Raw genomic sequence first — 17,441 nt, 5'->3', positions numbered from 1 at the left:
TTCACTCACCCGCATACTTTACGCCAAGGATGCTGAGTTCCTTCTCATTGAGTCCAATCCCGCGCAGCATCAGCCTGTTCCCCTTCAGGGCTTCGATGGAATTGATCCCCATACCGCCCATCATTTCCTTAATCTCATGCTCCCATGCACGAACGAGGTTCACAAGCCGCTCGCTGCCCACATCCGGGTTCAGGCGCTTCACCAGCTCCGGTTCCTGTGTGGCAATGCCCCAGTTGCATTTTCCCGCCTGGCAGCTGCGGCACAGGTGGCAGCCAAGTGCAAGGAGCGCACCCGTCGCGATATACACTGCGTCCGCGCCAAGCGCGATCGCCTTCACCACATCTGCGCTGCTGCGGATGCTGCCCCCAACGACGATCGATACATGGTTGCGTATCCCCTCTTCGCGCAGGCGTGCGTCCACGCTCGCAAGCGCAAGCTCGACCGGGATCCCCACATTATCACGGATACGCGTGGGCGCCGCGCCCGTTCCGCCCCGGAAACCGTCAATCGCAATGATATCCGCCCCGCTGCGCGCGATCCCGGAAGCAATGGCCGCCACATTATGCACCGCCGCGATCTTCACGATCACCGGTTTCTTGTAGTCCGTCGCCTCCTTTAAGGAATAGACAAGCTGCCGCAGGTCCTCGATCGAATAAATGTCGTGGTGCGGCGCGGGCGAGATCGCGTCGCTTCCTTCCGGGATCATGCGCGTACGCGAAACGTCATCCACAATCTTTTGTCCGGGTAAGTGTCCTCCGATCCCGGGCTTCGCACCCTGCCCCATCTTAATCTCTATGGCCGCCCCTGCATTGAGATAATCCTTGTGCACGCCGAAACGGCCGGACGCCACCTGTACGATCGTGTTGGCGCTGTATTCGTAAAAGTCCTCATGCAGGCCGCCTTCCCCCGTATTATAGAAGGTACCCAGTTCCCGCGCCGCACGCGCAAGGCTTTCATGCGCGTTATAGCTGATCGACCCGTACGACATCGCCGAAAACATAATCGGTACGTTAAGCCGAAGCTGCGGCGCCAGATTGCATATGATCTCCCCGTTTTGGTCCCGGAGGATATGCTCCGGCTTTTTCCCAAGGTAGGCGCGGGTCTCCATCGGCTCACGCAGCGGATCGATGGAAGGATTCGTCACCTGCGACGCATTGATGAGCAGCCTGTCCCAATAGACCGGATAGGGTTTCGGATTCCCCATCGAGGAAAGCAGTACGCCGCCTGTTCCTGCCTGCCGGTAGAGTTCTTTGATCGTCTCTCCCGTCCAGTTCGCATTTTCCTTAAAGGTATGGTCTGTCTTGACTATTTTAAGCGCGCGCGTCGGGCAAAGCGATACGCACCGGTGGCAATTCACGCATTTTGCGTCGTCGCTTTTCATTGTGTTCAGTTCCGCGTCAAACGTATGCGCCTCGTTGGCGCACTGCCGCTCGCATACGCGGCACGCGATACACCGCTCAGGATTGCGCACCACTTCATAATCAGGATATAAATAATCGACTGCCATCTTACGCACTCTCCTTTGAGCATTCGTTTTGTCCGTGTCTGTTGTTAAGCGTTACAATCACCGGCTCGCCTCCCCGCGGCGCCCATATCTTGTCCGGCTCGGGGCAGACCGTGCGGACCGCGCACTCTTCGCTTGCCACATAGACCATGCCGCCCTTCTCAGCCACGACCATGGAGCGCAGTTTCAGCCGGTCGTTCAGCGCCATCATCCCGCCTTCAAATCCCAGCAGGATGGAAAAAGGCCCGGTAATGAGCATACTGGAAAAAGCATTGCGCAAATAGGTAAATTTTGCGCCTTTTTCAGGCGGCATGCCCTCGATCGTACTCCAGAAGGGAGCCGCGATCACGTTTGCGGTCTCTTCATAGCTGAGTCCCTGCCGTCTTCCCAGGTAGTCGATCATATAGGTGATGACTTCCGTGTCCGTAAGAAGCGTACATTTATATCCGAACATTTCGATATAACGGCGGTTGGCGTCGTAAGAGGATATCTCGCCGTTGTGCACGATCGACGTATCCAGCATGGCAAACGGGTGCGCCCCGCCCCACCAGCCGGGCGTATTGGTCGGATAGCGCCCATGCGCCGTCCAGCAATATCCGCTGTATTCGTCAAGCCGGTAAAACTCGCCGACATCCTCCGGATACCCCACCGCTTTAAAAACGCCCATATCCTTCCCGCTGGAAAATACGTAAGCACCGTCGATTTTCGTATTGACCTTAATCACGCTGCGCACGACGAATTCCTTTTCGTCAAGCTGGCTTTCCTTAAGCTTCGTATGCAGCGGCGTTACAAAATACCGCCAGATAAGCGGTTCATCCGTGATGCGCGGATGCTTTTGGGTTGGTATCTTGGAGAGATTGATGATATCGAAATGCTCCTCCAGGAACTCCTCGCAGGCAAGCTTTGCCGCCTTATGGTCGTAAAAGATATGAAATGCATAATAATCCTTATATTCCGGATAGATACCATATCCTGCAAATCCGCCGCCCAGCCCGTTGGAACGGTCATGCATCGTGGCAATCGATTTTATAATAGAGCTTCCGTCCATCCGTTTTCCTTCTTTGGAAAACATTCCGGAAATTGCGCATCCCGACGGGATTCTTACTTGGCCTTCTCTTGGTTGCATCACTTTTTCCACCTTTTTTCCGATACATTTTTTACATCCGTTATGATACGCTCCAAAAAAACTCCTGTCAATAGAAAAATGAAATATTTTTATTATTTCTTGCATTTTATGTTTCGTTTTATGGATTAATCCGTTGTATATTTTCTTTATATTGCAATTTATCTAAAAAATATTTCATTTTTTCATTGAAATCCCTTGACTTTTCATTTTTGCCGCCTTATAATTCAAAACGTGGACAGCAAAGGCGCTGCGGAAAAACCCGAAAAAACTTTTCCCGCAGCGCTTTTCAAATTTTGAAGGAAAATCTATAAGAATAGGAAGGATCAATGAAAAATGACAAAGGTACCGGAATTGTTTGGCAGTATGGTGTTCGGCGATGCGGCAATGAAGGAGCGCCTGCCCAAGGAGACGTACAAAGCCCTGAAAAAGACGATTGAGGACGGGAAGGACCTTGATATCGGCGTTGCGAATGTCGTTGCGAATGCGATGAAAAATTGGGCGATCGAGCACGGAGTCACCCATTTCACCCATTGGTTCCAACCAATGACGGGGACGACGGCTGAAAAGCACGACAGCTTCATCTCTCCCACACCGGACGGCAGGGTAATTATGGAATTCTCGGGCAAAGAGCTTATCAAGGGCGAACCGGACGCATCGAGCTTCCCTTCAGGCGGCCTGCGCGCGACCTTCGAGGCGCGTGGATATACAGCTTGGGACCCGACCTCTTACGCGTTCATCAAGGACGGTATCCTGTGCATCCCTACAGCCTTCTGTTCGTATGGCGGCGAAGCGCTCGACAAAAAGACGCCTCTCCTGCGTTCAATGGAAACGCTTAACGACCAGGCACTGCGTATCCTGCGGCTGTTTGGGAATACCCAGGTCAAACGGGTCCTCACGACTGTGGGGCCTGAGCAGGAATATTTCCTCATCGACCGCGAAATGTACGAAAAACGGCGGGACCTTAAGTACTGCAACCGTACCCTTTTCGGCGCGAAACCACCCAAAGGCCAGGAGATGGACGACCATTATTTCGGTTCGATCCGCCCGCGGGTATCCGCATTCATGAAAGAGCTTGACGAGGAGCTGTGGAAGCTCGGCGTGCTCGCCAAAACAAAGCACAATGAGGTGGCTCCCGCCCAGCACGAGCTGGCGCCGATCTTCACGACAACAAATATCGCGACCGACCATAACCAGCTTACGATGGAGGTGATGCGGCGCGTCGCTTACCGGCACGGCCTTGCCTGCCTGCTGCACGAAAAGCCCTTCGCGGGCGTAAACGGCAGCGGCAAACACAACAACTGGTCGATCTGCACGGATACGGGCGAAAACCTTTTGAACCCAACCGACGATCCGCACGGCAATCTGCAATTCCTGCTTTTCCTGTGCGCCGTTATCAAAGGTGTGGACGAATACCAGGACCTGATGCGCGTTTCCGTCGCCGGCGCGGGCAATGACCACCGCCTCGGTGCAAACGAAGCTCCCCCGGCGATCATCTCTATGTTTCTCGGGGACGAGCTTACAAACGTGCTGGAATCAATCGAAACAGACAGCGATTACACCGACCAGGTGAAATGCAATATGGAAATGGGCGTACACGTCCTCCCCAATTTCCAGAAAGACACGACGGACCGCAACAGGACTTCGCCATTTGCGTTCACGGGAAACAAGTTTGAGTTCCGGATGCTCGGTTCAAGCCTCTCGATCGCCGGCCCTAACATCATCCTCAATACCGTCGTTGCGGAAGAACTCAGGCAATTTGCGGATGAACTCGAAAAGGGCGGCTGTTTTGCTCAAGACGTACTGAAGTTGATCAAAAGGACGATGAAGGAGCATAAGCGGATCATCTTCAACGGCAACAACTATTCCGACGAATGGGTGGCGGAGGCGGAAAAACGCGGACTTTTGAACCTGAAGTCCACGGCGGACTGCATGCCCTACTTCATTCACGAAAAGAATGTGAAGCTCTTTACCGCGCATCACATCTTTACCGAGGCGGAGATGCATTCGCGCTACGAGATTATCCTGGAAAATTACTGCAAAACGCTGAATATTGAAGCGCTGACCATGCTGCAAATGTCCAAGAAGAGCATCATTCCTGCGGTAAGCGCATACACAAAGGAACTAACCGACGCCGTTCTCGCGAAAAAGCAGATCGGCGCGGAGGTAGCGGCGGAAGAGCGGCTCGCCTGCGAGCTTTCCTCGCAGCTCACCTGCTTTGTGAAGGCGGTCGACGCCCTCGACCAGGCGCTTCTCGGCGTAAAACAATTCGGCGAGATCGGCGAATGTGCGAAATATTACCGCGAGTATGTGTTTGCGGCCATGCAGGAGCTCCGCGGGATTTCCGATACCATGGAAACCTTTGTCAGCAAAAAAATCTGGCCATGGCCAACCTATGGCGACTTGCTGTTCAGCGTATAAGCGTGCGGCGGGCGTCTCAGCTAAATATCGCTTGACACAAAGGCGTGTCTCCCCATTATTCCGGGAGGCGCGCCTTAAATATTTTTAGGAGGTTTCATTATGTTTTCTTCAGTTGACACAGTATGGGTGCTCTTAGGCGCAGCGCTGGTCTTTTTCATGCAGGCGGGTTTCGCGATGGTCGAGACAGGCCTCACGCGGGCGAAAAACGCCGGCAACATCATTATGAAAAATTTAATGGATTTTTCACTCGGTTCCGTCGTCTATTGGGCGGTCGGATTTGGCCTGATGTTCGGCGTATCGGCGGGCGGTTTCATCGGCACGCCGGATTTCTTTGTGCAGAACGAATACCTGATGGGCGATATTCCTCCATACGTATTCTTTATTTTCCAGACTATGTTCTGCGCTACGGCGGCAACAATCGTCTCGGGAGCAATGGCGGAGCGTACCAAATTTTCTGCATACTGCATTTATAGCGTTATCATAAGCCTCGTCATCTACCCGATCTCCGGCCATTGGATCTGGGGCGGCGGCTGGCTTTCGGCCCTCGGCTTCCACGATTTTGCGGGTTCCACGGCGGTCCATATGGTGGGCGGCGTAGCGGCGCTCGTCGGTGCGAAGATTCTCGGCCCCCGGATCGGCAAGTACGGCCGGGACGGAAAACCCAAAGCGATCCTTGGGCACAGCATCCCGCTTGCGGCGCTCGGCGTATTTATTCTATGGTTTGCATGGTTTGGCTTCAATGGCTGCTCCACCCTCAGCGTACAGGGAGACAGCGCCAACTGGGCGGGTAAAATCTTTACGACAACAAGCCTTTCCGCTTCTGCCGGCGCGATCGGCGCGATGTTCATTACATGGATCCGCTATAAAAAGCCCGATGTTTCCATGACGCTTAACGGCGCGCTCGCCGGACTCGTGGCAATCACCGCAGGCTGTGATATGGTCGATCCGTGGGCGGCGTTCGTCATCGGCCTTGCGGCGGCGTTTGTCGTAGTGTTCGGTGTGGAGCTGCTCGATAAAAAGCTCAAGATCGACGATCCCGTCGGCGCGGTCCCGGTCCACGGCTTCTGCGGTGCGGTAGGAACGCTTCTCGTCGGCGTCTTCGCGGTGGACGGCGGCCTCGTATATACGGGGGACGCCTCCTTCCTCGGCATTCAGGCGCTTGGCGTCGTCTCCGTTGTCGCCTGGGTGGCCGCCACCATGACGATCGTATTCCAGGTCCTGAAACATACGGTCGGCCTGCGCGTTTCCAAAGCGGAAGAGCTTGCGGGCCTCGACATCGAGGAACACGGTCTTGCGAACGGCTACGCCGACTTCATGCCCGCCACAGCAACCGGCTTCCTGACGACGGAAGGCATGAAGACTGACGAGCCGGCGTCCCTTGAAAAAGCGGTGCCGGTAGAACGGATGCCCAAGGAAGCGGCCGGCGTTCCCTCCGGCGATGTAAAAATGACGAAGATCGTCGTGATCGCCAACCAGGATAAATTCGGCGCTCTTAAGTCTGCGCTGGAAAGCATCGGCATCACAGGGATCACGGTATCCCAGGTCATGGGCGCGGGTATGCAGAAGGGCCACACAGAATATTACCGCGGCATACCCGTGGATATCAACCTCCTGCCCAAGGTAAAAGTCGAAATCGTTGTCTGCAAGATCCCCGTCCGGGCGGCGATTGACGCGGTCAAGGAAGCGCTCTACACCGGGCACATCGGCGACGGCAAAATCTTTGTCTATGATGTGGAGAACGTCGTCAAGGTGCGTACGGGCGAGGAAGGCTACGATGCCCTGCAGGACGAATGTGACTAAAAGCAAAACGCCTTACGAAAAAGGAATGGCTTTCGCCATTCCTTTTTCTATCCTTCGATATCATACAGCCTGACCGCAAGGCAGTATTGCCTGCTTTCGTGCGGAGGGACCCATTTCACATATTTTTGCCTGTTGATAGAGTCCGGCACGCCAAGCCACGGCTCCGCCGTGATCCTGCCTTCAAACAGGGTGCACACGACCAGCGCTTCATAGGAATCATCCGTTTCCAGAACGGCCCTGTAGCCGTCCGCGCTGTTTACTATTTGCGTGCCGCCCGGTTTTTTTTCGTAAAAAACATAGTCTCCCGGCTGCGTAAGGTCGGGCGCCCCGTCGTTTAAGTATTCCGCCCCGTCGATATAATTTATATATCGTTTCATGTTTGCTTCCAATGTGAACCGCGACTTGTCCGAAGCGGTAAAATAATGATGCCAGCCAAAATAATGCGGCATGGGTTCATTCGAGCGGTTACGTACCGTCGTTATAAAGTACGCGGTATTCCCTTCAACCTTATAGGTAAGCTCCAGCCGGAAATCGAAAGGAAAATTCTCCCGCATTGACGCTTCATGATTGGTAATATAAAGCGTCACACTGTTTTCCGCCGTTTCCTGTACGCCGAACTGCGCCGATTTGACAAGCCCGTGGAAAGGCATAGAATAGGTTTTTTCGCCAAGCCGGTAACTATCTCCCGCGGTCCTGCTCGGGAAAGGAAAAAGCACCGGGCAGCCGCCCGCAAGGATATTGGATTGATGAAGTACGGCTTCATCAAAGAAAATAATCTCTTTTCCATGATAGCGAAGCCTTGTGAGCATCCCTCCGTAATCCGGGAGCGCCTCCCCCAGGATTCCGTTCCGTTTGTCTTCGATCGTTATTTTTTTCATCGCTTCTCCGCCTGCTTTGGATACGCATGCGGGGCTCCCGCTAAAAGCCCCGCGCATATCCTTCCAATATCTATATGAGGTTTACGAAACCGTGATACCTCCGTCGGCGACAAGCACCGCGCCGTTCATATAACTCGCGTCATCGCTTGCCAGGAACAGGGCAATATTGGCAATGTCCTGCGCCGTTCCCCACCTCCTAATGGGCGTTCCCTGCGTCAGGAACTTTTGTTCGTCAAAGGTCGGCTTGTTGAGGTCGCTTTCATAAATCATCGGCGTGTGGATCGCTGCCGGCGCAATACAGTTCGTACGTATTTTTTCCGGGCCGAATTCCACCGCCATAGACCGCGTAAGAGAAATCGTCGCCCCTTTGGACGCGCTGTATGCGTCGCAGTTCGGGATGCCGATCAGTCCGCAGCTCGACGATGTATTGATGATGCTTCCGCCGCCGCGTTTTTTCAGCAGCGGGATCGCCGCTTTCGAGCAATACATCATCCCAAACAGGTTGATACGGATGATCTGTTCAAAAACAGCCACGTCAAGCACATCGAGCGCGGCGTCCTTTGTTCCCCAGAATACGGAGGCGTTGTTGTACAGAACGTCGATCCCACCGTACTTTTCTCCAATTTCTCCAAACACATCCTGCACCTTCTGCCAGTCCGAAATATCGAGTGCAAAAAACTCCGCCCTGCCGCCGTCCGCGGCTATTTTTTCTTCTGTTTCCCTGCCCATCTTTTCGTCTTTTTCCAGGATCAGTACGGCCGCGCCTTCCCGCGCGAAAGTCTCCGCCGCCGCACGGCCGATTCCGCCGCCTCCTCCTGTTACTGCCGCAATTTTTCCAGATAATTTCACAGCGCTTTCTCCTTTCACCAAACCGTATATCCGCCGTCCGTCACGAGGACCGCCCCCGTCATATAGTCGGATGCGGAAGATGCCATAAACACGGCAATATCGCCGATATCATCCGGCTCTCCCCATTTTTTGAGCGGAATCTGCTTCAGGGAATCCTCATAAAAATCCGGATGCTCGTGCACATAGTCTTTATTGATGTCCGTCATATAATAGCCCGGGCAGATTGCGTTGACCGTAATATTGTATTCCGACCATACGCCTGCCATCAACCGCGTCAGGCATTCGATTCCCGCCTTAGATACATCGTAGGCCCCGATCGTCGGGTTGCGCATGGCAACATGTCCCGTCATGGAACCGAGGTTGATGATCTTCCCGCTCTTCTGGGCAATCATGATCCTGCCCACATGCTTCATCATCAGGAACGTTCCCGTCAGGTTTGTCCCCAGGATACTGTTCCATTCCCCGAGGGTTTCCTCTTCCAGCCGTTTGCTGCTCCGCCCGACAGCCGCATTGTTGACCAGGATATCGATCCTTCCCGCCGTGTCCGTCACCATCCGGCACGCCGCCTTCACGCTCTCCTCATCCGTAATATCAAGCGCGCAGGCATGGGTCCTGCCGCCGCACCCCTCGCCGATCGCCCGGGCCGTTTCTTTCAGGCGGCCGAGGTTGCGGGCCATGAGGAACACCTCCGCGCCCGCCTCGGCGAGGGATTTCGCGAACGCTTTCCCCAGCCCCTGCCCGGCTCCGGTAACAACCGCGGTCTTCCCGCTCAGGTCAAATTTATTTTTCATGGCGCCTGTCTCCTTATTGTTTCTTCACCCTGCTCAGTTGCATTCCGCTTCCAGCGGACCAGCCAGCTCCCTAATAAAGAACAGTTTCCCGGGCAGCGTGGGCATGAAGCTTGCAGGCACCCACATATCAGGTCCGTAGCGCAGCGCCACCCAAAGCGACATTCCCTGCCACATCATCCCCCTGTCGTAGCATCCGTCGCAGCCGCCGATAATTTTATCGGACTGCAGGAATAGGCCGGGACCAATCGTGTTGGCAAAAGCCGGAACCTGCGTGGTTCTGCTCTTAAAGCTGTGCAGCGCATTTTGTTCAATAGTAAGCGGATGCAGGTGCGCCCCCAGCCTGTGCGTCTGCTTTTTCCAGTCCCCGATGGAATCGTATTCCCCCGCGAAATGCGGTTCCCAGAAAGCAATATGGAACACCCTGCCGATCCCAAATACGGTAACGAGCTTGGCGCCTTCTTTTTTCAGCGCCGCGATCTTTTCCCCATAGGCCGGAAGGTTCTCCCGGGTCGCGAAATTGCGTTGGTTTTCCGGTACGGTCAATTCCCCGAGCGGTCCGTAAAAGCTTTGTTCCATAGCATGCTGGAAGGAGCCGTTGTTGTTTTTATCGAGCGTCGTCCCCGTTTCGTCGCTCCATTCGTCCATATTAAAGCCATATACGTGTCCGCAGTCCACATTCCATTCCCGCAGGAAATACACTGCCCATTCATACATTCCCATCGGTCCCACCGGCAGGATCAGGGCGAGTTTTTCCCCTGCGTCCTTTGCCCGCTTGATGGTAAGGGCGATTTCATGCCCCATCATCATACCAAAGGTCGTATTGTTCTCGCACATCACAGGTTTAAAGCCGTCGTTCCAGAATTCCTGCTTTTCAAAGATTTCTTCCGGCCTGTGCGCGCAGCACCCGTCTATTTTCCTGAGATCCCAGCCCTTGGGAAAAAAATATTCCATGTTGGAATTTTTGATTGTCGATAATAGATCCATGATTTCCACCTCTGATTTTTATTGTTTGCATATATTTGATCCGAACGCCCGCACGCGCGGGTCCGGTGTCTTTCATTCTCCGGCGGTCATATACCCGGGGCGCGCCGGGCCTGCGTCAGCGCCCTGCCTTTCCGGCAGCTTTTGCGTTTCACCGCTGCTTCCGGCCGGAATATCTCCCGTATTCCGTCCTGCCGCCGCGGGTCCGAAAAATATTCACATCCCGCTTGTGCCGGTATACCCCGGCTTCGCTTCCCCGGAGCGGAGGAAACGACCGGTATCCTCCGCCCGAAAGAAGAAAACGACATGGGTCTTAATATTTCACTGTCACCGGTTCCCTCTTCTCTGCGGACTCCAGCACCGCCAGAAGCGCCAGCGAGGTATTGGCCGCATCTTCCGTGCTCACGAGGAACGGTTTCCCGTCGATCAGGCGGTCCACGAAAGAACGGATGCTTTCATAGGCAAATCCTTTTACTTTTCCGTCTACACGGTTTCTTACGATAATATCAGGCGTCGTTACTTTTTTGTCCGTCACTTCCTGAATCATGTTGTGGCTGGAGCAGTCGATGTTAATCATACCGTCCGTACCCAGCACCGTGAACTTGATGTCATTGATACAGGTGTTCGCGTTCGGTGTGATCCACCCGTTTTCCATCTGTGCAATCCCACCGTTTTTGAATTCGATTGTCGTAAGATACATATCCGGTACGTCCACCCCGAGCTTCTTCAGTACGCCTTCGCGGGAGACGGCATAAACGCGTTCCACCTCACTGCCCATGAGCCAGCGGAGCGTATCGAGGCAATGGCTCCCGAGAAACCACAGGATCGAGGACTTCGCGGCCCACGACAGCATGTCTGTTGCAACCCACTTGATGTCGTTGAGACGGCCGTAGGCGCTGTATGGCGTGCCGAGGTTCCCCGCGTCGATCGATTGCTTTGCCGTATTCACGGTGGGGTTCCACCTATTGTGGAGGTCTACCATCGCGCGGACGTGATTTCTCTCAAACGCTTCCATCATGTTCATCACGTCCTCGCGCGTGGTAGCCAGCGGCTTTTCAATCAGCAAGTCCTTTTTCGCGTTCGCGCACGCAATGGCAATATCGGCATGCAGAAAATCAGGGGTGACAATCGCAATTGCGTCACAGCTTGATTTTTCCGCCATTTCCCTGTAGTCCGTATAAACTTCCCCTACGCCGAATTTCGCGGCCAAGGCTTCCGCCTTTGCCTTGTCTTTGTCACAGATCGCAACCGTTTGCGCAAAGGGGTGTTCGTTATAGATGCTGGCGTGCGTTTCTCCCCAGATTCCTGCGCCGACGATGCCCATTCTCAGTTCTTTCATATCTTTCTTCCCTTCCATTCTGGATTCGTGCCATTCGCCGGCCCATGCCGCCGGGCTCCTCCCCGGCGGCATGGCTCCGGCATGTTGCTCATAGCTTCGGGTTTAGAATTCGTAATCGTGTACGTTATCCTTGGTGAAGATAATGCTCGGGATATAGCCGACTGTTTCACCTTCGGCCACGATCAGCTTGCCGCCGTATTCACCGTAATCCTGTCCGTCCTGCGGAAGGCTTCCGTCCTTGAGGTAATTGACAGCCGCCGCAACCGCGTCATAGCCCATCACGCCGGGATCCCACAGCGTCAGCTCCGGGATAATCCCCGCATCCACATATTCCGCGCACTGGGACGGAAGGCCTATTCCAAGCGAGATGATCTCACCCGTTTTTCCTGCGGACTGGATCGCCATTGCCGCCGCCGGCGGATTTACGGACGATACGCCCGCGAACGCCTTAAGGTCTGGATAGGTCTGGATCAGGTTCTCCGCCTGGGATACGCATTTCTCAAAGTTATCGTCGCAGGCTTCCGTTGCCACGATTTCGATATCCGGGTAACCGGCCAGCACTTCTTTGATCGCATCCAGCCTCTGGTTCAGCGTTTCCGAGCCAAGGCCGCCCGTCAGGAGCGCAACCTGCCCTTTGCCGTCAATCTGCTTTGCAAGACTCTCGCCGATCGCCGCGCCGCTTTCCTGTGCGTTGCCTGCCGTTACGCAGAACAGCCTTTCGCTGTCGGGAGCGTCGATATCAAAAGTAAATACCGCGACGCCCGCTTCCATCGCCTTATTGATCGTCGGAATGATCGCCGTGCTGTCCGCCGTGGAAACAAGGATTGCATCGGCGCCCTGAGTAATCAGGTCTTCGATAAATGTGATTTCCTGGTTCACGTCCTCAGAAGAAGGTCCGGTATAGGAGATGATCTCAGCACCCATCTCGGCGGCCGCTTTTTTAGCGCCTTCCGCCGCATAGTCAAAGTAAGGCGCACCCATCTGCTTTACAACGATGCCGATTTTATAAGGCTCTCCGTCGGCTGCCTGCGGGGCTTCTGCTCCAGAGCTTTCCGCCGGGGCCGCGCTCTCCGCCGCCGTGCTTTCGGCCGGGGCCGGGCTCTCTGCCGGGGCCTCAGCGGAACATCCGATTACGGACATAACCATGATCGCCACAACTACAAATGCTACCAATAATTTGTATTTTTTCATTTTTTTCTCCTTATTTGTACCATATTTTTACATCTTTCATTCTTCGGCCGCATATGCGGTCCTTTCCAGTTAAACCGTCGTTTTCGCGTACCACCTCCCCCCCAGGCCTGCCTTTTTTATACGTTTGCCGCCGCTTTGTGTTTCTTTGTTTTGGATCCTCCGCTGCGGCGTCTTGAATCATAACCGACTGCAACAAGCAGTACGCAGCCCATGAATATCATTTGCCAGTAGGCATTGATTCCAAGAAGATTGAACCCATTGATAATAAAATTCAGTATCAGGACCCCGATAATGGTCCCGGGAATATTCCCCTTGCCGCCCGCGATGCTTGTCCCGCCGAGCAGGGCTGCCGTTACCACGTCAAACGCTGTGTTTGTGCCCGCATCCGGGGACGCCGAAATAAGGCGAGAAGAAAAGATGATGCCCGCAAGCGCGGAAAGAAGCGCGCTCAGCACATAGACCATAATCGTTATCCGGTCCGTATTGATCCCGGAAATATTTGCTGCTTTTGGATTTCCGCCCGTGGCATACACGAAACGCCCGAACTTTGTGGACGTCATGACCCACGCGAACGCTACCGCCACCACAACCATCAAAATGATCGGGATCGGAATTCCGGCGAGGCTCCCGTGCGCAAGTCCCTCGTATCCCTCCGGGAAGCTGCTGACTGGGCGGCCGTCCGTGATGACATATATAATACTGCGGAGCGCCGTCATAGTCGCAAGCGTACCGATGATAGGCTGGAAACGCGCCTTGGCGATCAATACGCCGTTCAGCAGGCCGATCACCGCCGCAATAACGACTGCCAGAATAATCGCAAGCGCGAAATTCATTCCCATGCCGTAGCAAAGCCCCATAACCGCGGGAACGATCGCCATTACGGTTCCCACCGAAAGGTCGAATCCGCCGGCGATGATTACGATCGTCATGCCCACCGCGACGATCGCCACTTCACTGATGCGGGTAATTACCGTAACGATATTGTTTGCGGTAAGGAAGCTCTGGTTTGCGATCCCCATGATAACGAACCATGCGGCCAAAAAGATCAGCAGGGCGATTTCATATCCAAATTTCGAGAAAACGTTCGATTTCTGAGAATTCAGCTTCTGCATTACTGTCTTCTCCTTTCCTTATATAATGTTCTTGCCGTATCGAGCAGCAAGGCCAGTATGATAACCACCCCGGTGATAAGGCCCTGGTAATTGGCCGATATTTTAAGCAGCGTCATGCCGTTCATCAGCAGTCCCATAAGGATTGCCCCAAGCAGCGTGCCCAATACGGAACCCTTCCCGCCGAGGAAGCTGACGCCGCCAAGCACAACCGCGCCAATCGCGTCCATTTCATAGCCCACGCCTGCGCTCGGCTGGATCGCGCCCGTGCGTCCGATGAAGATCATCGCTGCAAGGCCGGTCAGCAGTCCCGAACACATATAGATCATTTCTTTCGTTTTATCGACGCGGATCCCGGCAAGGCGTGCCGAATCCTCATTGCTGCCGATCGCATAGACATACCGGCCGAACCTCGTATACTTCATAATGATCGCGAAGAGGATGATGACCGCCGCAAGGATGACCGCCGGCGCGAAATCGTTTCCCATCACAAGGAAGTCCTTGGGCAGGTTCGTCGTCCATTTCCCGCCGGAATATACGTAGGCGATCCCCCGGAAAATGTTCATCGTACCCAGTGTGACGATGATCGGCATTACCCGCAGCTTTACGATCAAAAAACCGTTCAGGAAACCGCAGGCCGCGCCGAGCGCAAGGCAGATCAGCAGGACGGCCCACGCCGGTGCGCCGATACCGATAAACGATCCTGCCACCGCACATACAAGGGCAAGCATCGAGCCGATCGAAAGGTCTACGCCCTTTGCGATAATGGCGAGCATCATTCCCACCGACATGATTCCGTTCACCGCGATCTGCTTGGTGATGTTCAACATATTGGTGCCCGTAAAGAACGTGCTCGACTGGACACCGATAAAGACGGCTACAATGACGATGAACAGAACGATCGTTACCTCGGGGATGCCCAGCAAAGTGCTCAGGAATGATTTCTTATGCCGTTTTTTTGTTTCAACTGTCATTTCATTTTTCACAATATCAATACCTCCTGTTTAACTCTCCGCGGTTCTCAGCTGCTCATGCCCGTCGCATAGCCCATAACCGATTCCGGCGTTATTTCGTCCTTGCTGAAGATCCCCGCAACCTTGCCTTCGTGCATAATCATGACCCGGTCGCTCATTCCCATTACCTCGGGAAGCTCTGACGAGATCATGATGATGCTGTATCCCTGGGCGACCAGCTCGTTCATCAGCTCGTAAATTTCGGCCTTTGCGCCCACGTCGATCCCGCGCGTTGGCTCGTCAAAGATCAATATTTTGGACTGGCTGGCCAGCCACTTGGCAATAACGACCTTCTGCTGATTGCCGCCCGACAGGTTCTGTGCAAGCTGCTCAATCGACGGGGTCTTAATCGAAAGCTTTTCCACATAGCCGTCCACCAATTTTTCCTCCTGCTTGAACTTGATGGTAAAATTCTGTTTGTTTTTTGCAAGGGAAGGCATCGTCACGTTGGACTGGATCGACATCATCAGTACCAGCCCCTGGTCTTTGCGGTCCTCCGGCAGGAAACCGATCCCCAGCTTAAGCGCCTCCTTCGGCGAGCGGGGAATCCTGCACGGGCTGCCGTAGACCGTCATCTCCCCCGAATCGACACGGTCGATACCGAAGATCGCCCGCGCCATTTCCGTGCGGCCTGCGCCCACAAGCCCCGATATCCCGAGTATTTCGCCCTGCCGCAGGTCAAAGCTAATATTTTCAAACACCCCCGCAGCCGTAAGGTTGTTGACCGAGAACACAACTTCGCCGATTTCGTTCGTCCGTTTTTGGAAACGGATATTGACGGTCCGTCCCACCATCATCGAAAGTACCTCGTCAAGCTCCGCGTCCTTCGTATCCATCGTACCGATATATTCGCCGTCCCGCAGAACGCTGATCCGGTCCGATACCTCAAATATTTCTTCAAATTTGTGGGAGATATACAGGATCGAGACTCCTTCCGCCCGCAGGTCCTTTATGATCCCCATCAAGGTCGCTACCTCATGCTCCGAAAGCGAGGAGGTCGGCTCGTCCATAATAATCAGCTGGGCGTTCATCGTAAGGGCCCGCGCAATTTCGATCAGCTGTTGGTTTGCGACCGTAAGCGAGGCCACCTGCGCCGTCGGTGGTACGTCTACCTTCAGCCGCGCAAGCGTTTCCCTGGTCATCCTGTTCATTTTGGCCCAGTCGATCAGTCCGTTCGCCCTGCGCGGTTCACGCCCCAAAAAAACATTTTCCGCGACAGACAGCGCCGGACAGAGCGTAAGCTCCTGATAGATGGTGGAGATTCCCGCCTGCTGTGCTTCCCACGGATGATGGACGTCAAGCGGTTTTCCCTTCCACAAAATTTCTCCCGACCAGCCGTCAAGCGCTCCGGTCAATATTTTGATTAATGTCGATTTTCCCGCGCCGTTTTCCCCCACCAGGGCAAGGACCTCGCCCTCCCTGATGTCAAGCTGCACCTTGCTTAATGCCAGCACGCCCGGGAATTCCTTCGTGATGTCGTTTAACTGCAACAACGTATTTGCCACTGTCTTCACCTCTCATTTCACATTCTGTTACCTGCTCCGTTTTTACCAGGCCATGTAACCGCCGTCCACCTGGATGATCGTCCCGTGTACGTAATCGGATGCGTGCGACGCCAGATAAAGCAGCGTTCCCGCCAGGTCCTCCGGCTGCGCCATGTGCCCCGCCGGGATCAGGCTGAGCGCGAGGTCGTAAAACCCGGGGTCCGCAGCAAAGAATTCCTTATTCGGGTCCGTCATGAAATATCCCGGGGCAATGGCGTTTACATTGATGTTGTATTTTGCCCATTCCGTCGCAAGCGCCCTTGTCAGCCCGTCGACCGCCTGCTTGGATACGTCGTACGATCCGCCGTGAACGCCCTTGTTGATAACCTTGCCCGATATGGACGACATATTAATGATTTTGCCCTTCTGCTTTTCAAGCATCACCTTGCCGGCCGCCTTCGCGCAGATAAAGCTTCCGTTTACGTTGATGTCGATTACCTTTTGCCATTCCCTGAGAGTCGTGTCCTGCGGCGCTTTGTTGAGCCGGCCGATTCCCGCGTTGTTCACAAGGATATCGATCGTGCCATATCTTTCGACGCATGCCGCGACCGCTTTTTCAACCTCCTGCTCATCCGTGATGTCCGCATAGCAGCTCATCACGTCATAGCCCGCGTCCTTCATTTCCCGCTCCGTACGCAGCAGATCCTCCTCTTCAAACGAAAGCAGGCATACCTTTGCGCCGGCTCCGGCAAGCGTGTTCGCGAACATTTTCCCAAGGCCCTTACTGGCCCCTGTAACAAAGGCCACCTCTCCTTTAAGATCGAAAAAATTCATCATGAAATAAACCTCCTGTTATCACTGTGATTTTTGAGAACATGAAATATAGATTCAGTTTTTAAATGTTTCCTGGTGAAATGGCTTTGGACTCACTGTTCTTTTCCGCCACTTCTCTTAAAAT

14 protein-coding genes are annotated in these 17,441 nt (G+C 54.2%); 2 read left to right on the top strand and 12 right to left on the bottom strand.

Translation table 11 applies throughout. From position 1 onward, the window contains the following. Position 1: 1 nt before the first annotated feature. Positions 2 to 1,507: a glutamate synthase-related protein gene (locus B1H56_RS02030; RefSeq protein ID WP_066520551.1), complete on the bottom strand. Its 1,506-nt coding sequence runs from the start codon at positions 1,505 to 1,507 to the stop codon at positions 2 to 4. 1 nt (position 1,508) lies between these two features. Next, positions 1,509 to 2,630, bottom strand: a complete 1,122-nt coding sequence (locus B1H56_RS02025; protein WP_066520696.1) for a class II glutamine amidotransferase — start codon at positions 2,628 to 2,630, stop codon at positions 1,509 to 1,511. Positions 2,631 to 2,963: 333 nt separating this feature from the next. Between B1H56_RS02025 and B1H56_RS02020 the strand changes: the two genes are divergently transcribed. Together B1H56_RS02020 and B1H56_RS02015 are read left to right on the top strand one after the other, a co-directional pair. After that, positions 2,964 to 5,048: a glutamine synthetase III family protein gene (locus tag B1H56_RS02020; RefSeq protein WP_066520550.1), complete on the top strand. Its 2,085-nt coding sequence runs from the start codon at positions 2,964 to 2,966 to the stop codon at positions 5,046 to 5,048. 99 nt (positions 5,049 to 5,147) lie between these two features. Further along, on the top strand, positions 5,148 to 6,848 hold the full coding sequence (locus B1H56_RS02015) for an ammonium transporter (RefSeq protein WP_066520537.1): 1,701 nt from the start codon (positions 5,148 to 5,150) through the stop codon (positions 6,846 to 6,848). 47 nt (positions 6,849 to 6,895) lie between these two features. Here the strand turns inward: B1H56_RS02015 and B1H56_RS02010 are convergent, their stop codons facing one another. The 10 genes from B1H56_RS02010 to B1H56_RS01960 form a co-directional block, all read right to left on the bottom strand. Then, positions 6,896 to 7,726 carry an aldose epimerase family protein gene (locus tag B1H56_RS02010; RefSeq protein WP_066651150.1) on the bottom strand — a complete coding sequence of 277 codons (831 nt, stop codon included), beginning with the start codon at positions 7,724 to 7,726 and terminating at the stop codon, positions 6,896 to 6,898. 81 nt (positions 7,727 to 7,807) lie between these two features. Beyond that, entirely contained in the window at positions 7,808 to 8,575 is a 768-nt protein-coding gene (locus B1H56_RS02005; protein ID WP_162938951.1) for an SDR family NAD(P)-dependent oxidoreductase, read from the bottom strand. Between the two features lie 14 nt (positions 8,576 to 8,589). Continuing rightward, positions 8,590 to 9,366 (bottom strand): SDR family NAD(P)-dependent oxidoreductase, encoded by a 777-nt coding sequence (locus B1H56_RS02000; protein WP_066520529.1) that lies wholly within the window; start codon positions 9,364 to 9,366, stop codon positions 8,590 to 8,592. 33 nt (positions 9,367 to 9,399) lie between these two features. After that, complete coding sequence (locus tag B1H56_RS01995; RefSeq protein WP_066520527.1) at positions 9,400 to 10,350, bottom strand: 6-phosphogluconolactonase; 951 nt, start codon at positions 10,348 to 10,350, stop codon at positions 9,400 to 9,402. 310 nt (positions 10,351 to 10,660) lie between these two features. Next, positions 10,661 to 11,686 carry a Gfo/Idh/MocA family protein gene (locus B1H56_RS01985; RefSeq protein WP_082771065.1) on the bottom strand — a complete coding sequence of 342 codons (1,026 nt, stop codon included), beginning with the start codon at positions 11,684 to 11,686 and terminating at the stop codon, positions 10,661 to 10,663. A 102-nt stretch (positions 11,687 to 11,788) separates the two neighbouring features. Further along, on the bottom strand, positions 11,789 to 12,877 hold the full coding sequence (locus B1H56_RS01980; RefSeq protein ID WP_066520521.1) for an autoinducer 2 ABC transporter substrate-binding protein: 1,089 nt from the start codon (positions 12,875 to 12,877) through the stop codon (positions 11,789 to 11,791). Positions 12,878 to 12,993: 116 nt separating this feature from the next. Next, on the bottom strand, positions 12,994 to 13,989 hold the full coding sequence (locus tag B1H56_RS01975) for an ABC transporter permease (protein WP_066520513.1): 996 nt from the start codon (positions 13,987 to 13,989) through the stop codon (positions 12,994 to 12,996). Further along, positions 13,989 to 14,972, bottom strand: coding sequence for an ABC transporter permease (locus B1H56_RS01970; RefSeq protein WP_066739735.1), 984 nt, complete (start codon positions 14,970 to 14,972; stop codon positions 13,989 to 13,991). Before B1H56_RS01970 ends, B1H56_RS01975 begins: the two co-directional genes overlap by 1 nt. A 35-nt stretch (positions 14,973 to 15,007) precedes the next feature. Next, entirely contained in the window at positions 15,008 to 16,504 is a 1,497-nt protein-coding gene (locus tag B1H56_RS01965; protein ID WP_066520511.1) for a sugar ABC transporter ATP-binding protein, read from the bottom strand. Positions 16,505 to 16,546: 42 nt separating this feature from the next. Continuing rightward, complete coding sequence (locus B1H56_RS01960; RefSeq protein ID WP_066739732.1) at positions 16,547 to 17,320, bottom strand: SDR family NAD(P)-dependent oxidoreductase; 774 nt, start codon at positions 17,318 to 17,320, stop codon at positions 16,547 to 16,549. Positions 17,321 to 17,441 lie beyond the last annotated feature (121 nt).

Source organism: Christensenella minuta (assembly GCF_003628755.1).
GTDB lineage: Bacteria > Bacillota > Clostridia > Christensenellales > Christensenellaceae > Christensenella > Christensenella minuta.
This window is presented reverse-complemented; position numbering and strand designations above follow the sequence as displayed.